This is a genomic window from Deltaproteobacteria bacterium (assembly GCA_030690165.1).
GTDB lineage: Bacteria > Desulfobacterota > GWC2-55-46 > UBA9637 > UBA9637 > JACRNJ01.
In genome coordinates this window covers 43,533-65,370 of record JAUYHF010000041.1, presented here as the reverse complement: position 1 = coordinate 65,370, position 21,838 = coordinate 43,533, and the positions used below count along the sequence as shown (strand labels likewise).

The 21,838-nt window shown below is 42.3% G+C and carries 24 protein-coding genes; 19 read left to right on the top strand and 5 right to left on the bottom strand.

What is annotated here, in order from left to right:
• Window positions 1–3: 3 nt before the first annotated feature.
• From dapB to ccsB, 5 genes are all read left to right on the top strand, one after another.
• The gene (gene dapB / locus Q8P28_06880) at window positions 4–813 is read left to right on the top strand and encodes a 4-hydroxy-tetrahydrodipicolinate reductase (GenBank protein ID MDP2682512.1); all 810 of its coding nucleotides are present in this window, start codon (window positions 4–6) and stop codon (window positions 811–813) included.
• A gap of 110 nt (window positions 814–923) precedes the next feature.
• Complete coding sequence (locus tag Q8P28_06875) at window positions 924–2,198, top strand: HD domain-containing protein (GenBank protein MDP2682511.1); 1,275 nt, start codon at window positions 924–926, stop codon at window positions 2,196–2,198.
• Between the two features lie 90 nt (window positions 2,199–2,288).
• Complete coding sequence (locus Q8P28_06870; GenBank protein ID MDP2682510.1) at window positions 2,289–3,161, top strand: DsbC family protein; 873 nt, start codon at window positions 2,289–2,291, stop codon at window positions 3,159–3,161.
• Between the two features lie 6 nt (window positions 3,162–3,167).
• Window positions 3,168–3,812, top strand: a complete 645-nt coding sequence (locus Q8P28_06865; GenBank protein MDP2682509.1) for a bifunctional precorrin-2 dehydrogenase/sirohydrochlorin ferrochelatase — start codon at window positions 3,168–3,170, stop codon at window positions 3,810–3,812.
• Between the two features lie 56 nt (window positions 3,813–3,868).
• Window positions 3,869–4,687, top strand: a complete 819-nt coding sequence (ccsB, locus tag Q8P28_06860) for a c-type cytochrome biogenesis protein CcsB (protein MDP2682508.1) — start codon at window positions 3,869–3,871, stop codon at window positions 4,685–4,687.
• Between the two features lie 186 nt (window positions 4,688–4,873).
• Here ccsB and Q8P28_06855 read toward each other — a convergent pair whose 3' ends face one another.
• Together Q8P28_06855 and Q8P28_06850 are read right to left on the bottom strand one after the other, a co-directional pair.
• Window positions 4,874–5,248 (bottom strand): type II toxin-antitoxin system VapC family toxin, encoded by a 375-nt coding sequence (locus tag Q8P28_06855; protein ID MDP2682507.1) that lies wholly within the window; start codon window positions 5,246–5,248, stop codon window positions 4,874–4,876.
• Window positions 5,245–5,451, bottom strand: coding sequence for an AbrB/MazE/SpoVT family DNA-binding domain-containing protein (locus tag Q8P28_06850; GenBank protein ID MDP2682506.1), 207 nt, complete (start codon window positions 5,449–5,451; stop codon window positions 5,245–5,247). Before Q8P28_06850 ends, Q8P28_06855 begins: the two co-directional genes overlap by 4 nt.
• Window positions 5,452–5,699: 248 nt before the next feature.
• Here Q8P28_06850 and Q8P28_06845 point away from each other — a divergent pair, with 248 nt between their 5' ends.
• Window positions 5,700–8,723, top strand: coding sequence for an ATP-dependent DNA helicase (locus Q8P28_06845; protein MDP2682505.1), 3,024 nt, complete (start codon window positions 5,700–5,702; stop codon window positions 8,721–8,723).
• Between the two features lie 89 nt (window positions 8,724–8,812).
• Here Q8P28_06845 and nirK read toward each other — a convergent pair whose 3' ends face one another.
• Complete coding sequence (gene nirK, locus Q8P28_06840) at window positions 8,813–9,844, bottom strand: copper-containing nitrite reductase (GenBank protein ID MDP2682504.1); 1,032 nt, start codon at window positions 9,842–9,844, stop codon at window positions 8,813–8,815.
• A 333-nt stretch (window positions 9,845–10,177) separates the two neighbouring features.
• On the opposite strand from nirK, the gene Q8P28_06835 reads away from it, so the two are divergent.
• The 7 genes from Q8P28_06835 to Q8P28_06805 all read left to right on the top strand — a co-directional run bounded on the left by Q8P28_06835 (window position 10,178) and on the right by Q8P28_06805 (window position 13,715).
• Window positions 10,178–10,402: a NifU family protein gene (locus tag Q8P28_06835; protein MDP2682503.1), complete on the top strand. Its 225-nt coding sequence runs from the start codon at window positions 10,178–10,180 to the stop codon at window positions 10,400–10,402.
• A 91-nt stretch (window positions 10,403–10,493) separates the two neighbouring features.
• Window positions 10,494–10,682 carry a 4Fe-4S binding protein gene (locus Q8P28_06830; protein ID MDP2682502.1) on the top strand — a complete coding sequence of 63 codons (189 nt, stop codon included), beginning with the start codon at window positions 10,494–10,496 and terminating at the stop codon, window positions 10,680–10,682.
• 22 nt (window positions 10,683–10,704) lie between these two features.
• Window positions 10,705–11,115: a cbb3-type cytochrome c oxidase subunit I gene (locus tag Q8P28_06825; protein ID MDP2682501.1), complete on the top strand. Its 411-nt coding sequence runs from the start codon at window positions 10,705–10,707 to the stop codon at window positions 11,113–11,115.
• 16 nt (window positions 11,116–11,131) lie between these two features.
• Window positions 11,132–11,341 (top strand): DUF542 domain-containing protein, encoded by a 210-nt coding sequence (locus tag Q8P28_06820; GenBank protein MDP2682500.1) that lies wholly within the window; start codon window positions 11,132–11,134, stop codon window positions 11,339–11,341.
• Complete coding sequence (apbC, locus tag Q8P28_06815) at window positions 11,328–12,392, top strand: iron-sulfur cluster carrier protein ApbC (protein ID MDP2682499.1); 1,065 nt, start codon at window positions 11,328–11,330, stop codon at window positions 12,390–12,392. Before Q8P28_06820 ends, apbC begins: the two co-directional genes overlap by 14 nt.
• 18 nt (window positions 12,393–12,410) lie before the next feature.
• Window positions 12,411–13,031, top strand: coding sequence for a 4Fe-4S binding protein (locus Q8P28_06810; GenBank protein ID MDP2682498.1), 621 nt, complete (start codon window positions 12,411–12,413; stop codon window positions 13,029–13,031).
• Between the two features lie 81 nt (window positions 13,032–13,112).
• Window positions 13,113–13,715, top strand: coding sequence for a redoxin domain-containing protein (locus tag Q8P28_06805; GenBank protein ID MDP2682497.1), 603 nt, complete (start codon window positions 13,113–13,115; stop codon window positions 13,713–13,715).
• Here Q8P28_06805 and Q8P28_06800 read toward each other — a convergent pair.
• The gene (locus tag Q8P28_06800; GenBank protein MDP2682496.1) at window positions 13,702–14,580 is read right to left on the bottom strand and encodes an AEC family transporter; all 879 of its coding nucleotides are present in this window, start codon (window positions 14,578–14,580) and stop codon (window positions 13,702–13,704) included. The genes Q8P28_06805 and Q8P28_06800 overlap by 14 nt on opposite strands.
• Before the next feature lie 271 nt (window positions 14,581–14,851).
• On the opposite strand from Q8P28_06800, the gene Q8P28_06795 reads away from it, so the two are divergent.
• Entirely contained in the window at window positions 14,852–15,256 is a 405-nt protein-coding gene (locus Q8P28_06795) for a hypothetical protein (protein MDP2682495.1), read from the top strand.
• Between the two features lie 76 nt (window positions 15,257–15,332).
• Here the strand turns inward: Q8P28_06795 and Q8P28_06790 are convergent, their stop codons facing one another.
• Window positions 15,333–16,739 carry a TldD/PmbA family protein gene (locus Q8P28_06790; protein ID MDP2682494.1) on the bottom strand — a complete coding sequence of 469 codons (1,407 nt, stop codon included), beginning with the start codon at window positions 16,737–16,739 and terminating at the stop codon, window positions 15,333–15,335.
• A gap of 208 nt (window positions 16,740–16,947) precedes the next feature.
• Between Q8P28_06790 and Q8P28_06785 the strand changes: the two genes are divergently transcribed.
• Genes Q8P28_06785 through Q8P28_06765 form a run of 5 tightly spaced genes read left to right on the top strand, consistent with a single transcriptional unit; the run spans window position 16,948 to window position 21,837 of the window.
• Window positions 16,948–17,463: a helix-hairpin-helix domain-containing protein gene (locus Q8P28_06785; GenBank protein MDP2682493.1), complete on the top strand. Its 516-nt coding sequence runs from the start codon at window positions 16,948–16,950 to the stop codon at window positions 17,461–17,463.
• 29 nt (window positions 17,464–17,492) lie between these two features.
• Entirely contained in the window at window positions 17,493–18,713 is a 1,221-nt protein-coding gene (locus tag Q8P28_06780) for a glycosyltransferase family 4 protein (protein MDP2682492.1), read from the top strand.
• The gene (gene gmd / locus Q8P28_06775) at window positions 18,706–19,752 is read left to right on the top strand and encodes a GDP-mannose 4,6-dehydratase (GenBank protein MDP2682491.1); all 1,047 of its coding nucleotides are present in this window, start codon (window positions 18,706–18,708) and stop codon (window positions 19,750–19,752) included. Before Q8P28_06780 ends, gmd begins: the two co-directional genes overlap by 8 nt.
• Window positions 19,752–20,708, top strand: coding sequence for a GDP-L-fucose synthase (locus tag Q8P28_06770; protein MDP2682490.1), 957 nt, complete (start codon window positions 19,752–19,754; stop codon window positions 20,706–20,708). The genes gmd and Q8P28_06770 overlap by 1 nt, the downstream gene beginning before the upstream one ends.
• Entirely contained in the window at window positions 20,692–21,837 is a 1,146-nt protein-coding gene (locus tag Q8P28_06765; protein MDP2682489.1) for a glycosyltransferase family 1 protein, read from the top strand. The genes Q8P28_06770 and Q8P28_06765 overlap by 17 nt, the downstream gene beginning before the upstream one ends.
• Window position 21,838 lies beyond the last annotated feature (1 nt).

The following is a 21,838-nucleotide window of genomic DNA, read 5'->3' as shown; positions in this document are numbered from 1 at the left end:
ATTATGGTCAAACTTGTTATTACAGGCGCGGCAGGCAGGATGGGCAGGAGCATTATAAATATTATCAGAGAAACCGGAAATGCAGAGATTGCGGCTGCGGTTGAAAGGTCCGGTCATGGCGATATTGGCAAGGATGCCGGAGAGGTTGCAGGGTCTGGAAAAATAGGCATTAAGTTAACGGATAACTTTGAGAAGGCAATCAGGAAGGCTGACTGTGTAGTTGACTTTACATTCCCTGAGGCAACCATGCACCACCTTGATATTGCGCTTAAGAACGATATTGCTATGGTTATCGGCACAACAGGTTTTTCCCCTCATCAAAGGGAGGGGTTAAAAGATGCAGGGAATAAACTGCGGATAGTTGCAGCGCCCAATATGAGCGTTGGAGTAAATTTACTGCTTAAGGTTGTTTCTGATATGGCAAAGGTATTGGGTAAGGATTATGATATTGAAATCATTGAGGCCCATCACAGAACGAAGAAGGATGCGCCTTCTGGCACTGCAATGAGATTTGCAGAGGTGCTTGCCTATAGCCTCAATAGAGATTTGGATAAAGTGGCGGTTTATGAAAGGCACGGCATAATAGGCGAGAGAAGACCTGACGAAATAGGAATCCAGACTATAAGGGCAGGCGATATAGTCGGCGACCACACAATAATCTTTGGAGGCATGGGCGAGAGGATGGAGATAACACACCGCGCCCAGTCGCGGGAGACATTTGCAAGGGGCGCTGTAAGGGCAGCCCTCTGGATTGTGAAACAGCCAAAGGGGTTGTATGATATGCAGGATGTGCTAAGTCTGGTTAGCAAATAGTACACAGCATCGTAAGAGGGAACTGTGCTTGCTCCTCCTGCGTAAAAGAGTCAAGAAAGGAGCATCAGAACATATTTCCAGCCTCTTTGCTGGAATTTGGAGTAATATAAATGCAAAGACAGATTTCAGTGAATCTGGGAAACATTCTTCTATCATTATCTGAAATTATGGATATTGCTAATCCATCAATTGCCCAGCATCAGCAAAGAACAGCATTTATAGCGCTTGAAATAACCAAGGATTCTGCTGTTGGTTCAGAAATAATGGAAAATATTTTTACTGCTTCCCTATTGCATGATATTGGCGCAATTTCTATTGAAGAAAAAATAGCAATTCATAATTTCGAAACTGAGGACAATACTCTTCATTGCATAAGAGGCGAGTTGTTGCTTGAAAAAACACCATGGCTTAAAAAAATATCAAAAATAGTCAGGCATCATCACAGAAACTGGAAAGATTGGAATGATTCAATTGACACCCCTGATGTTTTTGCCTCACAGGTAATATTATTATCGGATTATATTGAACGTCTGATTGACCGCAATAAATACATTCTGCATCAAAACAAAGATATTATTGAGAAAGTGACCGGTCTTAAGAATACGATTGTTCATGAACGAATTATAGATTTCTTTATAGAAGCATCAAAACGGGAAGAATTTTGGTTGGATCTTGTATCTCCAAGATTATACCCGGTGCTTCTTCACAATGGTCCTTATAGGAATGTTGAGATTGATTTAAAAGGGATCGCATTAATAGCGGAAGTTTATAAAGACATTATTGATTTTAAGTCTACTTTTACAGCTACTCATACGACAGGTGTTTCCGCAAGCGCCGAAATATTGTCTAAATTATTTGGTTTGACCGAACATGAAATAAATCTAATAAAAATAGCTGGAAATATGCATGACATTGGTAAGTTAATCATTCCTAATAATATCCTCGAAAAACCTGACAAATTAACCAAGGAAGAATTAGCTGTCATACGATGCCATACATATTATTCATATTATGTGATCAATACAATCGGCGGTCTTCAACAAATTGCGGAATGGGCAGCTTATCATCATGAAAAATTGGACGGCAATGGTTATCCCTTTCATTGTAAAGAGGAGGAAATTGATACAGGGGCCAGGATAATGACAGTTGCTGACATATTTACTGCAATTTCTGAAGATAGACCGTATAGAGCAGCTATGAACAAAGAAGAAGTTTATAAAACGATAAAAGATATGTCTAATAAGAAATTATTAGATTCAAAAATAGTTGATTTGTTGTTTGACAATTATGATATTGTAAATATATATGCCAGGGAAAAACAATCAGCAGCAAAGGATTTTTATCAAAATCGTTTTTTGAAGGTATTAGAGCAAACTAAACAATAGTATGATGAATGCCATCGCTATTGATTCGGCGAAATGTCATAAATGAGCGAGATGTTTTGTAAAACAATTTGACATTATAAAGGAGGATACATGGAAAGAGATTCATTGCAAGTCCAAAGTGTGAAACGGCTGGCATCCGCTATTTTTTGCTTACTGCTTACTGCTGCTTTTTGCCTGTTGTATGCCGGCAGAGGTTATGCCTTTCAGAACATAAAGAAGGGCAAAGAATGCTTAAGCTGTCATACCCTGACAAAGGATGAGGCAAAAAAATTGATCAAGGCCGATGTCTATAAGGCGGAAATAACCGAGATCAAGATGTCGCCGATAAAGGGACTCTGGGAAATAAAGGGTACCATTGGGACAGGAGAAGGGCAGCAGGGCTTTATGGTCTATGTGGATTTTACGAAAAAATATATGGTGGAGGGTCAGATTACACCTCTTTCTGCTCTGGGCAAACAATCTGCCGAGCCTCAACAACTGCGCAAAGTAAACACCGCTCAGATCCCCCTTGATGAAGCTGTGATTATGGGCGACCCTCATGCCACTAAAAAGATTATCATCTTTGACGACCCTGACTGTCCTTATTGTAAAAGGCTTCACGCGGAAGTAAAAAAGGTTCTGGAACAGAGAAAAGATATTGTATTCTATATAAAACTTTTTCCATTAGTTCAGATCCATCCTGAGGCATACGGTAAAAGCAGGGCAATCGTCTGTGAAAAATCGGCAAGCCTTCTGGAGGATGCCTTTGAAGGAAAAAAACTTCCTAAGCCGTGGGAAGGTCTTTTGTCAGGATTAAGTGAAAAAAAGGATTGCGGCACAAAAGAGGTAGATGCAAACCTCAAGCTGGGACAAACCCTCGGTATTACAGGCACGCCGACCATTATCTTTCCCGACGGCAGGCTGGTTCCGGGATATATGGATGCCAATGCATTATTAAAATTACTTGAAGAAAAACCACAATAATATACTGTGCGGTATTATCCTATCTTTCTTGATATAAACGATAAACCTTGCATTGTCGTAGGAGGAGGCAGTGTTGCAGAAAGAAAGGTTGCCTCTCTCCTCAATGCAGGCGCAAAGGTTTTGGTCATAAGCCCGAAACTTACCCCTGCCTTAAAAAGGCTTGCCGGTAAAAAGCAAATCAGCTATTGCCCCAATCCTTACAAAACAGGGGATTTAAAGGGTTTTTTTCTTGCCTACAGCGCCACAAATGACCCTCTGGTAAATAAAGCAGTATTTAAAGATGCAAAAAAACAGGGCATACTCTTAAATGTTGTGGATGTGCCTGAGTTATGTAATTTTATTGTGCCTTCGGTTGTGGAGCGCGGCTACCTCTTGATAGCCATCTCCACCTCAGGCAAAAGCCCTGCAATGGCAAAAAAGATAAGGGAAAAACTGGAAAAAGAATTCGGCAGGGAATATGCTGTGTTCCTTGATATTATGGGCAAGGTAAGGGAGAAGGTGTTGACCGGAAGCAAGGAATCTGATAAAAATAAAGAGATGTTTGAAAAACTTGTGAATTCTCCCATGCTGGAGTGGATTCGCAAAGGAAAGAAGCAGGAGATAAATAAACTTCTTCAGAAGGTTTTGGGAAACGGGTTTAATCTGTTGTAGGCTTGCCCCCGATTGACTCTGTCGGGGGTAAAATCTTAAATCGCAGATGGTGATTGATGAACATTACATTCTTCTATATAACAGTAGTTCTTTATCTCTTGGCCACATTCATAACCACGGCCTATCTTATATTGCACAATGATAAGATATTAAGGATTGCAAATAAGACCATACTTGCAGGCTTTGTCTTTCACACCCTTACCATTGTCAGCAGGTGGATTGAGGCAGGCAGACCGCCATTTGCAAACCTCCACGAAGTCTTCTCTCTATTTTCATGGATGGTGGTAATTATATATCTTTTACTCCGCTTCAGATACAGGCTGGCTGTACTGGGTTCATTTGTTGCGCCGTTTGCAATGCTTCTTCTTATTACTGCATCGTTTCTTCCCAAAGAGATAATTCCGCTGGCGCCGTCCCTTGAGAGCTACTGGCTTCCAATCCACGTAGGTCTTGCATTTTTCGGAAATGCCTTTTTTGCCATGGCCTTTTTATTTGGTATAATGTATCTGATTCAGGAGCACTATCTAAAAAGCAAAAAGGTGGGCGGATTATATTTTCTGCTCCCGTCTCTGGATATTTTGGATGATCTCAGCTACAAATGTCTTACCTATGGTTTTCCTCTCCTGACATTGGCCATAATCACCGGGGCAATATGGGCTGAATATGTATGGGGCAGTTACTGGACATGGGAGCCGAGGCAGACATGGTCGCTTATCACATGGTTTTTATATGCTGCCCTGCTTCACGGGAGATTGACTGTTGGCTGGCGGGGGAGAAAGGCGGCTATTTATTCTATAATCGCTTTTTTAATTCTTATAGGTTCTTTTATAACAATAAAACTGTTTGCATGGGGAGTACACGCAGTTTTTAGGTAAACCGTGTTGCGATGCCTCTCTGCATTGATGAATTTGAATCTTGCTGGAAATAAATCTGCTGTCCTTTTTATGTTCCCTGCTTCTTTTAATTCGTACTTGAATTACCTACTATGTTGTTATGGCTAACGTCAGAAATAACTGGTGCAGCTTCTCATGCGTCCGGTTGATTGATTGGTTGGTAGTTTCTTATTTCTTTGGAAAATACTTCACATTACTTATATTTTTAAAATCTGAATCCTGAGTCCAGAGAATTGCTTTGAATTGCTGAGCAGTTGCGAGAATGATACTGTCCGCCATTGGAAGATTATGCTCCAAACTTAGCTTTGAAGCAACAATTGCCAACTGTGCGTTCAGCTCTACAACTGTTCCTTTTTGCATTGCAACAATTGCCTGCAGTGCTTCATTTTCACCGGACTCCCGGAGAATGACCTTGCAGACCTCGTATATCAATACCGTAGGGACAACAAGTAACGCTGAATCACTTAGCGGGGCCAGGAAATGCTTGGCATTAGGCTCATCTGCGAAGTATGCAAGCCATCCGGAAGAATCAACGATATTCATACCCGATCTTCCTCTCGTTTAAATTCTGTATTGATGCCTTTAAGAAATCCACGGAGTTCTTTGATATCGCGTTCCGGTATGAGTTCAATACGTCCGGCATATTCAACAACCTGCATTTTTTGGCCTGGATGAAGATTCAATGACTCCCTAACTGTTTTTGGTATAACGACTTGATATTTTGGTGATACTGTTACTGATTGCATAATAATACCTCCATCGATGTATTTTGTACTACGATATCACTATCGATATGGTCTGTCAATTAGATTGATGGCTAACCAGTTATTATCTGAACGGAAACCGTTCCACTAACATCGGAATTAGGATATTACTCACTGCCCAACTATATTATTAACAAATTTTCTCTACTTAACCAAGAAACAGAGTTACTGTCAAGCAAGAATAACATCATTATTTGACATAGTTCCGCCACAGGCTCTATAATAACACTATGCGTGAAGATGAAGCTAATCTTAATCCCGAACAACTCGCTGCTGTAACACACGGCGATGGGCCTCTCCTTATAATCGCAGGCGCCGGCACAGGCAAGACAAAGGTCATTACGCACAGGATTGCACATCTTATTAAAAGCGGTGTAAATCCCAGCCAGATACTTGCCCTCACCTTTACGGAGAAGGCAGCAGGCGAGATGGAGGAAAGGGTGGACAGGCTTGTGCCTTATGGGTATTCCAATGTCTGGATATCCACATTTCATTCATTCGGCGACAGGATACTGAGGGATAATGCCATTGAGATCGGCCTTGTCCCTGACTTCAAGGTATTAAATGATGCAGAGAGGATTATTTTTCTGAAGGAGCAGCTCTTTGAGCTTCCACTTAATTACTATCGGCCGCTTGGCAATCCCACCAAATATATCTATGCCATCATAAAGCTTATAGGCAGGCTAAAGGATGAGGATGTAGGGACGGAAGAATATGCTGATTATGCAGAGAAACTGAAAAAGGCAACAGAGGGGTTAGGTGGGGAGATTGAAACAATCCAGCAGGATGAGCTATCAAAGACATACGCAAAATATCAGGGGCTTATGGCAAGGCACGGGTATCTTGATTTTGGAGACCAGGTTGTTCTGCCGTTAAAACTTTTCAGAACAAGGCAGCATATCTTAAAACGGTATCAGGAAAAGTTCCGATACATCCTTGTAGATGAATTTCAGGATACAAATTATGCCCAGTTCCAGCTTGTGAGGCTTCTATCAGAAGGACACGGGAATATCACCGTTGTCGGAGATGATGACCAGTCAATCTACAAGTTCAGGGGCGCTGCCGTAAGCAATATACTTACCTTTCAGGAGTTGTATCCTGATGCAAAGCTTGTCACGCTTACAAAGAATTACCGCTCTGTCCAGTCTGTGCTTGATTCAGCCTATAGGCTTATATCCCACAACAATCCGGATAGGCTTGAGAAAAAGAGCGGGATAGATAAGAGATTAACTTCAGGGGTCGGGGGTCGGGGATCAGGGGTCGGTGGCCAAATTAAACACCTTCATTTTGATACATTGACAAAAGAGGCAGAGGCTGTTGCTGAGATGATAGAAGAGAAAGTTTCAAGATGCAAGATGCAAAAAGACAGTTGCAAGATGCCCCCGATCCCCCGGTCCCCGGTCCCCGATCCCCGGCCACTTTCTTACAAAGACTTTGCAATCCTTGTTAGGGCAAACAATGATGCAGAGCCGTTTTTAAAGGCGCTTAAATCAAAGGGCATACCGCACAGGTTTTCCGGAAATCAGGGGCTTTACTCAAGGGAGGAGATAAGGATTTTAATCGCCTTCCTTAATACAATAACAGATTTTAATGACAGCATGAGCCTGTATCATCTGGCATGTTCGGAGATCTATCAGCTTAATGCAAAAGACCTTATCCCGTGCCACAGCATATCCAGGGGAAGCCATAAGCCGCTGTATTATGTGATGAAGGAGATAAGTGAGTTCGGAATGAAAAACCCTGTAAACCAGAAAACAGGACAGCAGACCCTCATAAGTGAAGAAGGATTGGCAACCATAACAAAGCTTATTCAAGATATTGAAAAATATAGTCAGATGGCGATGGAAGAGACAGCAGGCAGAGTCCTGTATTCATTCCTTATGGATACCGGATATATCACAGGGCTATCGCAGGAAAATTCCGCCAATGCAGTGGAAAAGGTGCAGAACATCGCAAAATTCTTTGAGCTTACGCAGCATATAGAAAATACCCTTTCGGTAAAAAAGGTGGCTGTATTTGCGGACTACCTTGACCTCCTCCTTGAGGCCGGAGATAATCCCGGCGCTGCCGAGCCTGACATAGAGGCAGACTGGGTGCAGGTCCTTACTGTGCATAAGGCAAAGGGGCTGGAGTTCCCTGTGGTTTTTATGGTAAGCCTTGTTGCAGATAGATTCCCCAGAAAGGAGCGAAGCGAGCAGATAGAACTGCCTGATGCGCTTATAAAGGATATTCTCCCATCCGGAGATTTCCACCTTCAGGAAGAGAGGCGGCTTTTTTATGTGGGCATGACAAGGGCTATGAATGAACTCTATCTCACAAGCGCATCGGATTACGGCGGCGTGCGCGTAAAAAAGATAAGCCCATTTGTGTTAGAGGCGCTGGATATGCCAAAGGCTGAAGTTGCGGCGGTAAAGACCAAACCGATGGAGGCTATAAAGAGATATGCGCCTGTTAAGGAGATGACGAATGAATTTCCGGCCATGCCGGATGACGCAGTCCTTTCCCTGAGCCATTACCAGATAGATGACTATCGCACATGCCCGTTAAAGTATAAATACGTTCATATACTCAAAGTCCCTTTGTTGCCGCATCATTCCATCATGTACGGCAAGGCAATGCACGAGGTGGTATCCACATATTTCAGGAAAAAATTAGATGGAAGGCCTGCCAGCCCCCGATTGACCCCTTCGGGGGCAAGCCTTGATGAACTTATTACAGTTTTTGACGCAAACTGGCGGAGCGAGGGTTTTGTGACAAAGAAGCATGAACTTCAGAGGTACGAGACAGGCAAAGAGGCCATAAAAAAATTTTACAATGAGCAGGAACAGAACGGCATAAACCCTGCTGCAATAGAAAGGGATTTTGTTGTTGATCTTGGGATGAACAGGCTAAAAGGGAGATGGGACTTGATAGAGGAGAGGGGAGACGGCCCTTATATCATAGACTTCAAGACATCGGATGTAAGGGAACAGAAAAACGCTGACAAGAAAACAAAGGATAGTCTCCAACTCATGCTCTATGCACTGGCATACAGGGAGAACTTCAAAAAACTGCCGTCAGGCTGCGAGCTGCATTTCCTTGAGTCAGGTCTGGTGGGAAAAGCAGTCTTTGAGGAAAAACACATTCAAAAGATCCTTGATATTATAGACAGGGCGGCCAAAGGCATAAGACAGAGGGATTACACTGCAAAACCTGATTATTTAAACTGCGAATACTGCGCCTTTAATAATATCTGCCCGGCAACAGCGTATTAAGCGCGCCACGGCGAAATAAAAAGAGAGGGGCCGATATAAATGCCCCTCTCTTTTGTATTTAACCCTTTCCGCAAAAACATCAGACTCATTTAATGACTTTTCCCGCCGGGAGATGGAGAGTAGATGCTATCATCGTGTTTACCATCTACCACTAATGCGCCAGCAGCGCCTTTAGTCAATCTCCAAATAGCATGATCTACAAGCAGGTATGTCCCTGGTACATCCAGCTTAAATTCAAATGCTGATATTGATGCTGGCGGAACGTACCATGTCTCCTCGTTTGCTATAGGGGTTTTGTTAGAACCAATAATTACCTTATCAAATATCTCGCCGATGATATGGAAGTTGGATCCTACATTAGGTCCACCGACTCCAAAGAATAAACGTATCTTTTCTCCTGCCTTTGCCTTCAAAGGATAGATTTTGGTTAAAGCGTCTGTATGACCATTAAAGGTGATATAATCCGGATGCTCGGCAGCTGCCTTTTCTGCATTGAAATCCAGATGTCCCTTAGCGCTGGAAGGAGAGGTATACCAGTCTCCCTGCATTACATAGAACTCACGGTCAACTTTTGGAAGACCTCCCTTAGGCTCGACTATAATACCGCCATACATTCCATTTGAGATGTGAAGCCAGGGCGGACTGAATGCGCAGTGGTAGACATAAGCGCCCTGGTTCAGCGCCTTGAAAGTAAATGTCTTGGTTTCGCCAGGATTAACATTTGATACGGCTGCGCCGCCACCAGGGCCATTAACAGCGTGTAAATCTATATTGTGGCCAGATACGCTTTCCTTTGGGTTAACAAGTGTAAATTCTACTGTGTCACCTTCCATTACCCTAAGCATAGGGCCAGGAACTGTTCCATCAAATGTCCAGAAAGCATAAGTTGATCCATCAGTGATATCGGCTGTAACTTCCTTAACAGTAAGCTTTATCTTGACAGTGGTTGGCTCCTTACGGGTTATTGGCGGAGGCACTATTGAAGGATCCCGCGCTACATTCAAAACTTCTGCAGCATGAACGGAGTAAGCAAACCCTATCATCGTAAGTATAGACAGGGTGACCGTTAAGGCCATTTTCCCAAATATTGAGTTTATTAGACTCCTAAATTGTACTAACATACAAACCTCCTTTTAAAACGAGTTTTTTTACTCTTAATCTTTCCAAATATTTACCACTTAAAGGACCCAAAGGTATATTCCTATAGGTCTTATTTTTCCAGTTCACCTCCTTTTTTACAGACCAACTTAGAAATTGGCTTTATTTTACTCCTCTGCATCCACATATCAAGTCTTTTTTAATCCGCTTTTAAATCCGCAATTAAGTTGAGATAGATTATATTTGAACAGATTGCCCTTTGATATGACAAAAATCATATTTAAATTCTTGCAGATATTGCATTATTATTGTAAAGTTTATCGTAACAATAAATTTATTCGGAGGTGTATTCCATGATGAAGGAAAGAATAGAAAAGGCCCTGGACAATATAAGACCGGCGCTTCAGGCAGACGGAGGCGACATCAAGCTTGTGGATGTTGACGAGGAGAAGGGCATCGTGAAGGTTCAGCTTCAGGGGGCATGCGCAGGCTGCCCAAGCGCACAGATAACCCTTGCAATGGGTGTTGAGCGGGCAATAAAGGAAGAGGTGCCTGAAGTAAAAGAAGTTATATCAGTATAAAATAGCAAACTGCAAAATGCAAAATTTAAAGATATTTGTGACTTTCAATTTTAAATTTACACTTTGCATTTTACAATGAAGAGAGCTACTTATGGCCTATTACATAACAGAAGATTGTGTAAGCTGCGGCGTTTGCCTGCCTGAATGTCCGGAAGGCGCAATAAGCGAAGGCAATCCCTATATAATTGATCCTAAACTTTGCACAGACTGCGGGGCATGCGCTGAGGTCTGTCCTGTTGATGCATGCAAACCCATACTGGAGCAGGCAAAGGTAGGATAAAAAGGCAGAATGGAGGTTTTAAATGAGTAAGATCACAGTCTGGTTTATCAAATGCGCAATGGTGTATTTTTTACTGGCAATTGTGCTGGGCATTTATATGGCGGTTTCAGGCACGCAATATCCGTATATGCCGATACATGCACACTTTAATCTTCTTGGTTGGATATCAATGATGATATACGGTGTTGGCTATCATATTCTGCCAAGATTCAGCGGAAAGCCTCTCTACAGCGAAAGGATTGCAGAGTGGCAGTTCTGGCTGGCAAATATCGGACTTGCAGGCATGGTCATTGGTTGGATGGTAAAAAGCTGGCAGGGAGACTCCAATACGCTCATTATATTTTCAATTGTGGCAGCCACAGCAGCAGTAATGTTTGTTATAAATATGTTTAAAACAATAAAGGCTGCGCCTGCGCCGCCTGCCGCAAAATAAAGAAGAGGCAAAAACTATGGTTACAATCAAAGAAAAAATTACACAAACTATGGTTGTCAATGATGCAATCAAACTGTATCCGGATACAATCGGGGTCTTCAGCAAATTTCATATAGACTCATGTTGCGGAGGCGCTGTAAGCATTGAAGATGCTGCAAAAAGGGATAAGGCGGATTTAAATGCGCTTTTAAAAAAATTGAATGAGGCGGCCAATGAATCCCGTTAAAGAAATAACTCAGGCTTCAGTATTGGAGGCATTAAGCAAGGTAATGGACCCGGAACTGGGCAAAGACCTTGTTACCCTCAATATGATAAAAGATATACGGATCGACGGGGCAAAGATAACGTTCCGGCTTGTTCTAACCACACCTGCTTGTCCTCTAAGAAAAGAGCTCACAGAAAACTCTAAAAATGCAGTTTTGGCTGTCCCGGGAGTAAAAGAGGTTGTTGTTGAAAGAACGGCAGAGGTTCCATCAGCCAGGAAACTTCCGGATAAAGAACCCATACCAAAGGTGAAAAATACCATAGCAGTTGCAAGCGGTAAAGGCGGTGTGGGTAAATCCACTGTTGCTGTAAACCTTGCCCTTGCGCTCAGTAAAAGCGGCGCGAAGGTGGGCCTTCTGGATACTGATATTTATGGCCCCAGCATACCAATGATGATGGGAATTCATAAGCAGCTTCAAACCACGCCAGATAAAAAGATATTACCCATAAGCAATTATGGCATAAAGCTCATGTCAGTGGGTTTTATGCTGGATGAGGAGATGCCGCTCGTATGGCGCGGGCCTATGGTCATGCAGATTGTAAAACAGTTTTTAACAGGTGTGGCATGGGGCGATTTGGATTATCTTGTTATAGACCTTCCGCCAGGCACAGGCGATGCACAGCTTACACTTGTCCAGACAATCCCTCTAACAGGCGCAGTTGTTGTTACAACACCTCAGGATGTTGCCTTGATAGATGCAAGACGTGCCATAAAGATGTTCCATGAGGTAAAGGTTCCCATACTTGGCATTATAGAAAACATGAGCTATTTCCAGTGTCCGCACTGCGGAGAAAAGACCGAGATATTCAGTCACGGCGGCGGAGAAAAGACAAGCCAGTGCTATAATGTGCCGCTCCTCGGCAAAATCCCCATTGACACAGGCATCAGAGAGGGCGGGGACAGCGGTAAGCCTATAGTTATCTTCAACCCGTCTTCACCGCAGACAGAGACATTCATAAAAATCTCTGAGGCAGTGGCCTCAAAGATAAGCATGCTGGATATATGTGAATAAACTTCCGCCTCAAATCAGATGAAAAAAGAGCCTCTCAAAATTGTCCCTCCGCCAAACCCTGAGGAAAAGGCTGTTTCTCCTTATGATATAGCCATCTGCAGGGCAGGGACAACAGGCTGTCCCCATGCCATAATAAACCCAAAACCGATTGCTGATAAGATAGAGACCCTGCTGGATGAATTGGGTCTTGGCGAGCATATAAAGGCAAAGGCCAGGGGAAAACTCCTCTATCACATGAAGTTTAAAGTTGCGCTTGCAGGCTGCCCTAATGCCTGCTCCCAGCCTCAGATAAAGGCCTTTGGCATAAGCGGCCAGGCAAAGCCCATAGTAACTGACGCCCCTTGTATAGAATGTATGAAATGCACCGAGATATGCAAGGAGGAAGGCGCTGTAAGGATAATTGGCGCAAGACCTGTATTTGATTATAACCTTTGTGTCTTATGTGATGATTGTGCTGAAGCCTGTCCGACAGGATCTATTGTTATTGAGAAAAAAGGAGCCCGGATCATGGCAAGTGGAAAACTCGGCAGACATCCGAAACTTGCGGATGTCCTTAAAGAGCTTGCTAATGAAGATGATGTTTATGCAATCCTAAAGCAGGTTGTGGAAGAGTATATGAGAGAGGCTTCAAGGTTGTAAATTTCTAAGTAGTTCATTATAGATTTCTATGCTATGGTATCTGCAGGGAATGCCAAAAAAAGAAAAAAGGAGGGAGTAAACATGGAAAACTATATAAGGACAGGACAAATGGTAGAAAACTTCGAAATGGAGGTGTATGACCCTGTAAAGAGAGACTTTGGGAAAATAAGCCTTGAAGAGGTAAAGACAAAAAGACGGTGGATGGCTCTCGTTTTCTATCCCGCAGATTTTACCTTTATATGTCCAACTGAGCTTAATGATCTTGCTGAAAAACACAAAGAACTGAAGGCAGCGGGCTGCGAGGTTGTTTCTGTAAGCACTGACACAAAGTTTTCTCACCTCGCATGGCAGCAGTCTGAAAGGCTTCTGAAGGGTGTAAAATATCTTATGGCCGCAGACCCTACAGGGAAGGTATCAAGGATGTTCGGGGTTTATGATGAGGCAACAGGCCTTGCGCTGAGAGGGTCTTTTCTTATAAATCCTGATGGGAAACTTGTTGCATCAGAGGTGAATTTCTACAATGTCGGCAGAAACGCATCTGAGCTTTTGAGAAAGGTCAAGGCAAATGTCTATGCCGCAATCCATACTGATGAGGTATGTCCGGCAAACTGGACAGAGGGGGAAAAGACCCTCAAACCCTCTGCCAATCTGGTCGGCAAGGTATATGAAGCTATAGTATCATAGCCAGAATAACCGGTGTTGTTATAAGACTTAAAACTGTGCTTATGGATATAATAGAGGCGACAAGTTCTGAATGCAATTTATATCTATAACTTACGATAAAATTTATTACTGCCGAGGGCATTGATGATGACAGAATAATTATCTTCTGATTCAAACCGTCTATCCCGGACAGTGTTGTTATAAGATACGCAATCAGACATCCGCCTGCAATCCTTATGAGCGCCCCTGCTATGGATATGTTAAGCGATGTCAGACGTGTTGAATGGAGCCGATAGCCGAGGCTTATTAGCATCAGAGGGATTGTCGCGCTGCCGAGTATCTCAACTGTAGACAGAATAGATTTTGGCAGAGATGTATCAGTGAGATTTATGGTTATGCCGGCCATAGATGCGTATATCAAGGGCAGCTTGAATATCTCTGAAAATCCGCCCTGGCCCTTTGCTATATATATCCCGAGGGAATATACAAGAAGGCTTATTGCCACATAGTATATTATTGCTATTGCAAGGCCTTCTTCGCCGAATGCAAGGAGGGCGATGGGAAATGCCATGTTGCCTGAGTTCATAAACATCGTCGGCAGATAGAAGCCCTTTAATTCCTTTCTGTTTATAATCCTTAGATATATGAGACTTACTAAACCTGTGCCGACAACAACGCCGGATGCCGCAAGGGATACTATAACTAATTCGCCCGGAACCAGATGCCTTTTTGTGAGGGATGATATTACAAGAGCTGGGATGGTGAGATAGAGAAGGATTTCAATCACCGGCTCAAGGCTTATCTTTTTAAAGCGCGCAAATATAAACCCGAGGCCTATGATGCTGAATACAGGAAATACTATGGAGAGGACTTTTATGGAAAGCATAAAAATATATTTTATAAGTATATAATTCTTACCATAGAAGGCCTCATCTGTAAACCCCGTTAAAAAGTATAGATTTTAAATCCTCCATATATGGAGAGAAATAGATTGATTAGTTGGTTGAAGCGTGTTATTTTAAAAAACATATAAGCCTCGTTAGAATGTCATGGGAAAAAGGGTCAAACCCATCTTTTCTGCATCGTGCCTGCAAATGGGATTTTTCTCCTTTATAAAATGTCTCTCTAACCCGGTAAAAAACATAAGGAGGATACAAATGAGAGTCTATTTATTAAGCATCACGGCCTTACTATTGGCTATTTTCATTGCAGCTGGTTTGAATAAAGATTCCCTGGCTGCTGAAAAAGGCGCGATTACAAAGGCAAAAGGCGGATATACGGTTGAAGAGCTGTATGCCAAAAAGGCTGAGCTAAATGGCAAGAAGGTCGCTGTCCGCGGCAAGGCAGTAAAAATTAATACAGGCATCAGTGGAAAGAACTGGGTTCACCTGCAGGATGGCAGCGGCAAACAAGGAACTAATGATATTACAGTCACTACACAACAGAATGCAAAGGTTGGTGATATCATTCTTGCAACCGGTGTGCTGGCCGCAGATAGGGATTTTGGAGGCGGATACAGGTACGAGGTAATTCTGGAAGAAGGCGCTCTTACCATTGAGTGAGTTAGTAAGAGTCAAAGTGTCAAAGAACCACAGTGTCAAAGTTTTTACCCTGATACTCTGACACTGTGGTTCTTTATTATTTTACCTCTCCGCCTACAACAATCTCCGGTATGCGCAGTGTGGGCTGGGCATCTGAAACCGGCACACCCTGCGCATCCTTTCCGCATGTGCCTATCCCGAAGCCGAGGTCAAAGCCGACCATGTCTATGTTTTTTAATATCTCAGGGCCGCTCCCTGTAAGGGTTGCGCCTCTTACAGGCTCTCCAATCTTTCCTTTTTCTATTAAGTAGCCTTCTGTAACCTCAAACACAAAATCGCCGTTGACTGTATTCACCTGGCCGCCGCCCATCTTTTTTACAAAAAGCCCTTTTTCAAGGGACTTTATGATTTCATCCGGACTTGATTTGCCCGGCGCAATCATTGTGTTTGTCATCCTCGGTATTGGCCTGTGGTGATAAGACCCCCGCCTGCCGTTGCCTGTGGATTTACAGCCGTCCTTCATTGCAGAGAGACGGTCATACATATAGTTTTTCAAGACCCCGTTTTCTACAAGGATAGTCTTCTGACCCAGACTTCCCTCATCGTCAAAGAAAAATGAACCTCTTTTATATGGAATAGTTGCATCGTCTATTACGGTTATTAAAGGAGAGGCAATCTTTGCCCCAACCTTTCCTGAATATACTGAAAGGCCCTGCTGTGCCAGGTCTGCCTCAAGGCCGTGGCCAACAGCCTCGTGAATCATAGTGCCGCCTGCCTCGCTGGATAAAACAACAGGCATCTTCCCCCCCGACGCCTTCCTTGCCCTGAGCATGAGAATGGCCCTCTTTGCGGCTGTTTCAGCAACCTTTTCCGGAGGATTTTCCTCAAATATCTCCAAGCCCATAACACCGCCGACAGATTCATAACCTGTCTGCACAACATTCCCTTCCCTTGCAACAACCTGAACCAAAAACAAAATCCATGTCCTGTTTTCCTCAAGCCATTGGCCCAAAGAGTTTACAACAGCCATCTGCCTGAAACCGTCGCCATATACCGCCTTTACCTGGCCGATCTTTTTATCAAAACCCCTTGCAAACGAATCTGCCTTTTTAACCAGAAGAACCTTTTTTGAAAGGTCAACACCGGAAGACGGAGTTTTTATGGAAAAACCTTGTGCTATATCCTTCTTACCCCCCCCTTTGTTAAAGGTGGGGTTAGGGGGGATTGCCTTTCCATCTTTTACAGCCTTGCTTACCACATCTGCCAGTTCCAGAAGCCCTTTTTCTGTTAAATCATTCGTATATGCATAGGCTGTCTTAAAATCAAAGATAACCCGAAGCCCCAATCCCCTATCCCTTCCTGATATGACCTTCTCAATTTTATTCTCTTCGCAGATTATGGATGTATTGACCGTCTCCTCTATATAGATGTCTGCAAAATCGCCGCCCATTTTCAATGCCTTTTTTAGAATCTTAAACGGGTCAAAATCCATGATAAAATCCATAGTCCCTCCAAAAATAATGCAACCCCCGCACCCTCCCCCTTTATCCCCCTCACGGAGGGGGACAGGGGGAAGGTGTGATGGTAAAGCTTGTTAACATATTTGGGAAAATACATCAAGGGCAAAACCTGACTGAATTTCTTGACAAGGTTTTCGTTTCAGTGTTATTTTAATAATAGACACTGAACCTGCAAATAAGGAGGGATTAAGCATGGTTAAAAAGATATTAATAGTTATATTTATAACCTTTTTTATGATGGTTGCAGGGGCCGCCGTTGCTGAAGAGACACGTAAGGTTATAACAGGAAAACTCAATATCAATGAGGCATCCAAGCAGGATTTTTCACTTTTGCCGGGTATTGGAGAAAAGACAAGCCACAGAATAGTAAAGTATCGGGAAGAGTTGGGAGGGTTTAAGGCTATTGAACAGATGAAGAGGGTCAAGGGGATAGGGGATGCAGTCTTTAATAAAACAAGGGAACACCTGACCACAACAGGGAAAAGCGACCTCAGGGTTTTTATGGACATCAATACGGCTACAACCCCGGCGCTACTTTCCCTTCCTGGAATATCTGAAAAGGATGCCAACGCTGTTATTGAATATAGAAAGAAAAATAAAGGCTTTAAGAAAATAGGGGAGATTAAATTGGCCGGTATAGGCAAGGAAAAATTTGAGGAGATAAAGGATTTGATTACAGTTTTGGAGCCTTTAAAAACAAGACCATAAGGTTAGCGGAAAAACAGACAGTTTCCCGGATGAAGATTCTTATAATAAACCAGCACTTTTATCCTGAGATAGCGCCAACAGGCCAGCTTATGACAGACCTGGCAGAGGATTTGGTAAAAAAGGGTATTGATGTAACTGTCCTGACAGGAAGGCCGAGCTACAATCTTGAGGGTTTTGATTATGATGCCCCAAAGAGAGAAAGATATAATGGCATAGATATTATCAGGGTCTTCAATACGAGATTCTCTACAAAATATTTAATCTACCGCATACCAAATTGGCTTACATTTTATATATCCGCGATGCTGAAGACTGTCTTTTTGCAGCGACACGATGTGGTTATGGCGCTGTCAACCCCGCCTTACATTGCATTTATAGGGGTTTTGCTAAAAAGTGTAAAGGGTTCGAAATTTATATTTTGCGTTCAGGATTTATATCCTGATGTTGTAAGGGATATTGGGCTTGTAAAAAATAATTTAATATTAAAGACATTGGAGGCCATATCAAAATGGATTTACAAAAAAGCGGATAAGATTATTGTTTTGGGCGATGCCATGAAAAAGGGACTTATCAAAAATGGTGTTGATGAAAAAAAGATAGAGGTTATACACAACTGGTCAGATGGCAAAGAGATATATCCTCTGGATAAAGACAAAAATCCATTTATAAAAAAATATAATCTGGAAGGGAAATTTATTGTTTTATATTCAGGGAATATGACGGTTGTCCATGAATTTGAGCCGATAAAGTCTGCAATGGATAAATTAAGAGATAAAAAAAATATTGCCTTCCTTTTTATAGGAGGCGGCACTGAAAAAAAGGGGATGGAAGATTTTGTTGCAGAAAAGGGTTTGCCTAATGTCGTATTTTTACCATACCAGCCAAGAAAGGAATTGTTGTACAGCCTGAATGCCTGCGATGTCTCTCTTGTATCCATTAAAAAATCTGCGGAAGGCAAGGTTGTCCCAAGTAAATTTTATAGCTGCCTTGCGGTTGGGAAGCCTGTTATAGCCGTATGCGCACAGGATAGTGAAATCGCCTCTATAATAAAACAAAATAACTGCGGCATTGTTGAGGACGCAAATAATTTACATAACAAGATATTTGAATTATACGAAAATCCAGAGATGCGGATAAGAATGGGGAAAAACGGGAGGGACGCATTTATGAGGTTTTATGACAGAAACATTGCTGTGAATAAATATTATGAAGTCATAAATAATATATATAAAGGAGAAGCCCATGCCTAAAAAAGCGCTTATAACAGGCATAACAGGCCAGGACGGCTCATATCTGGCTGAATTATTGCTATCAAAGGGATACGAGGTTCATGGTGTTATAAGAAGGGCTTCAACATTTAACACCGGAAGGATAGACCATATCTATATTGACCCTCATGACCCGAAGGCAAGATTGTTTCTTCATTACGGCGACTTAACCGATGCGAGCCAGTTAACAAATCTCATTTATAATGTTAAGCCTGATGAGATATATCATCTTGGCGCACAGAGTCATGTAAGAGTGAGTTTTGACATACCTGAATACACAGGTGATGTGACAGGGCTCGGCACAACAAGGATACTTGAGGCTATAAAGAGAAGCGGCATAAAGACAAGATTTTATCAGGCGTCATCATCTGAGATGTTTGGCTCTGCTAAACCCCCTCAAAGCGAAAAAACCCCATTCTACCCAAGAAGCCCTTATGCCGCTGCAAAGGCGTATGCCTTTTGGATGACTGTTAATTACAGAGAGGGTTATAATCTATTTGCGTGCAACGGCATACTTTTCAACCACGAATCTCCAAGAAGGGGCGAGACATTTGTAACAAGGAAGATAACAAGGGCTATTACAAATATCATTGCAGGGAGGCAGAAGTTTTTATATCTCGGAAATCTTGATGCAAAAAGGGATTGGGGGTTTGCGCCTGAATATGTAGAGGGAATGTGGAAGATACTCCAGCATAATAAATCCGATGACTATGTATTTGGAACAGGTGAAACTCATTCTGTAAAGGAATTTGCTGAAGAGGCATTTGATTATGCGGGTCTTGATTGGAAAAGATATGTAAAGATTGACAAGAAATATTTCAGACCAACAGAGGTGGATGTATTGATTGCAAATCCGTCTAAAGCAAGGAAAATATTAAAATGGAAACCAAAGATTACATTTAAGGACTTAACGAAGATTATGGTTGACACGGATATGAAGGCAATCGGGCTTAAACCTATTGGCGAGGGAGATAAGATATTAAATAAAAAATTTCCAAATAGGTGGTGGAAAAAAGACTGATGTCATTTTGGGATAATAAAAAAATACTTGTAACAGGCGGGGCAGGTTTTCTTGGCTCTTTTATTGTTGAAAAGCTCATGGAAAGAGGTATGCCGAGGCAGAATATTATTATACCGAGAAGCAGTGAGGCGGATTTGCGTAAATGGGAAAACTGCCGGAGGGTTGTTGAGGGTGTTGATATTGCAATACATCTTGCAGGAAAGGTCGGCGGCATTGGTTTTAATAGAGAAAACCCTGCGATACTCTTTTATGACAATGCAATAATGGGTATTCAACTCATGGAGGCTGCGAGGCAAAATGGTGTGGAGAAGTTTGTATGCCTCGGAACTGTCTGCGCATATCCAAAATTTACCCCTGTGCCGTTTAAAGAGGACAACCTCTGGGATGGTTATCCTGAGGAAACAAATGCGCCTTATGGCATTGCAAAAAAGATGCTCCTTGTTCAGGCGCAGGCCTACAGACAGCAGTATGGGTTCAATGCAATATACCTACTCCCTGTTAATCTTTATGGACCAAGAGATAATTTTGATCCAAAGTCTTCCCATGTTATTCCAGCGCTTATAAAAAAGATGGTTGATGCAATTGATAATGGTATAGATGAAGTGGTTATATGGGGTACAGGAAATCCATCAAGGGAGTTTTTATATGTTGAAGACTGCGCAGAAGGGATACTGCTGGCAGCAGAAAGATACAATAAGCCCGAGCCGGTAAATCTTGGCGTTGGCAAGGAAATAAAGATAAAGGATTTAGTAGAACTTATCGTGGAGTTAAGCGGCTTTAAAGGCAGGATAACATGGGATACTACAAAACCTGATGGTCAGCCAAGAAGGTGTCTTGATACGACAAGGGCTGAGAGGGAATTTGGATTTAAGGCGACAACCGATTTTAGAGAAGGGCTAAAAAAGGCAATAGAGTGGTACACGAAAAATAGGGATATGAATGCGTATAGGGATTAACACGCTCTTTTTTATCCCTGGCAAGGTTGGCGGCAGCGAGACATACATAAGAAATCTTTTATCAAAATTATCTGATATTGATAATGGAAACGAATATTTCATATTTGCAAACAGGGAAAATTTTAATGAGTTTAGGATAGATAAACCAAATTTTCACAAAGTGCTTTGCCCTATCAATGCGTCTTTTAAGCCGGGGAGGATACTCTGGGAACAGTTTGTTTTACCGTTTCAGACATTGAAATATAAAATTGATATCCTGTTTTCCCCGGGCTATACAGCGCCTGTCTTTACAAAATGCAAACAGGTTGTGGCAATATATGATTTGAATTACTATCACCACCCGGAGGATTTTTCAAGGTTTGAGCTTATTTTCTGGAAACTGCTTATCCCATTGTCTGCAAGGGTTGCAGACAGGATAATTGTCCTGTCCAATAATTCAAAAAGGGATATAGAAAATGTGCTGGATGTGCCATCTAATAAGGTCGTGCCAATCTATCTTGCTGCAAATATTTTTTCCAATACTGCGGATTGGACAGAGGAAAAGATAAGAGAGGTAAAGAAAAAATATAAGATAGATCAAGATTACATACTTTCTGTTGCCGCGTTCCACCCGCATAAAAACCTCTACAGGCTTATAGAGGCATATAAAATACTTAAAGACAGGTATGGAAGCAGTCATAAACTTGTACTGGTGGGTATGAAAGCAAGGGCATCAAAGGCTGTGGAAGGCGCAATAAAAGGCATGTCTCTTGAAAAAGACGTAATCTTCACAGGATGGGTACCTGTAGAAGACATACCAATTCTCTACAAAGGCGCTGCTATATTTGTCTTTCCATCTTTATTTGAGGGTTTTGGCATCCCGCCCATTGAGGCGATGACATGTGGCACGCCGGTAGCGGTATCCAATACAACATCTCTGCCTGAGGTCGTTGAAGATGCAGGCTTGTTTTTTAACCCCATGAATATTGAAGATATTGCTGTAAAAATACACACAATCGTTGCTGATAAAAACATCAGGAATGAACTAATTAAAAAAGGATTTGAACAGGCAAGGAAATTTTCATGGGAAAGTACAGCAAGGCAAACATTGGATGTATTCAAATCAGTAATATCAGACAGTCAAAGGTGAT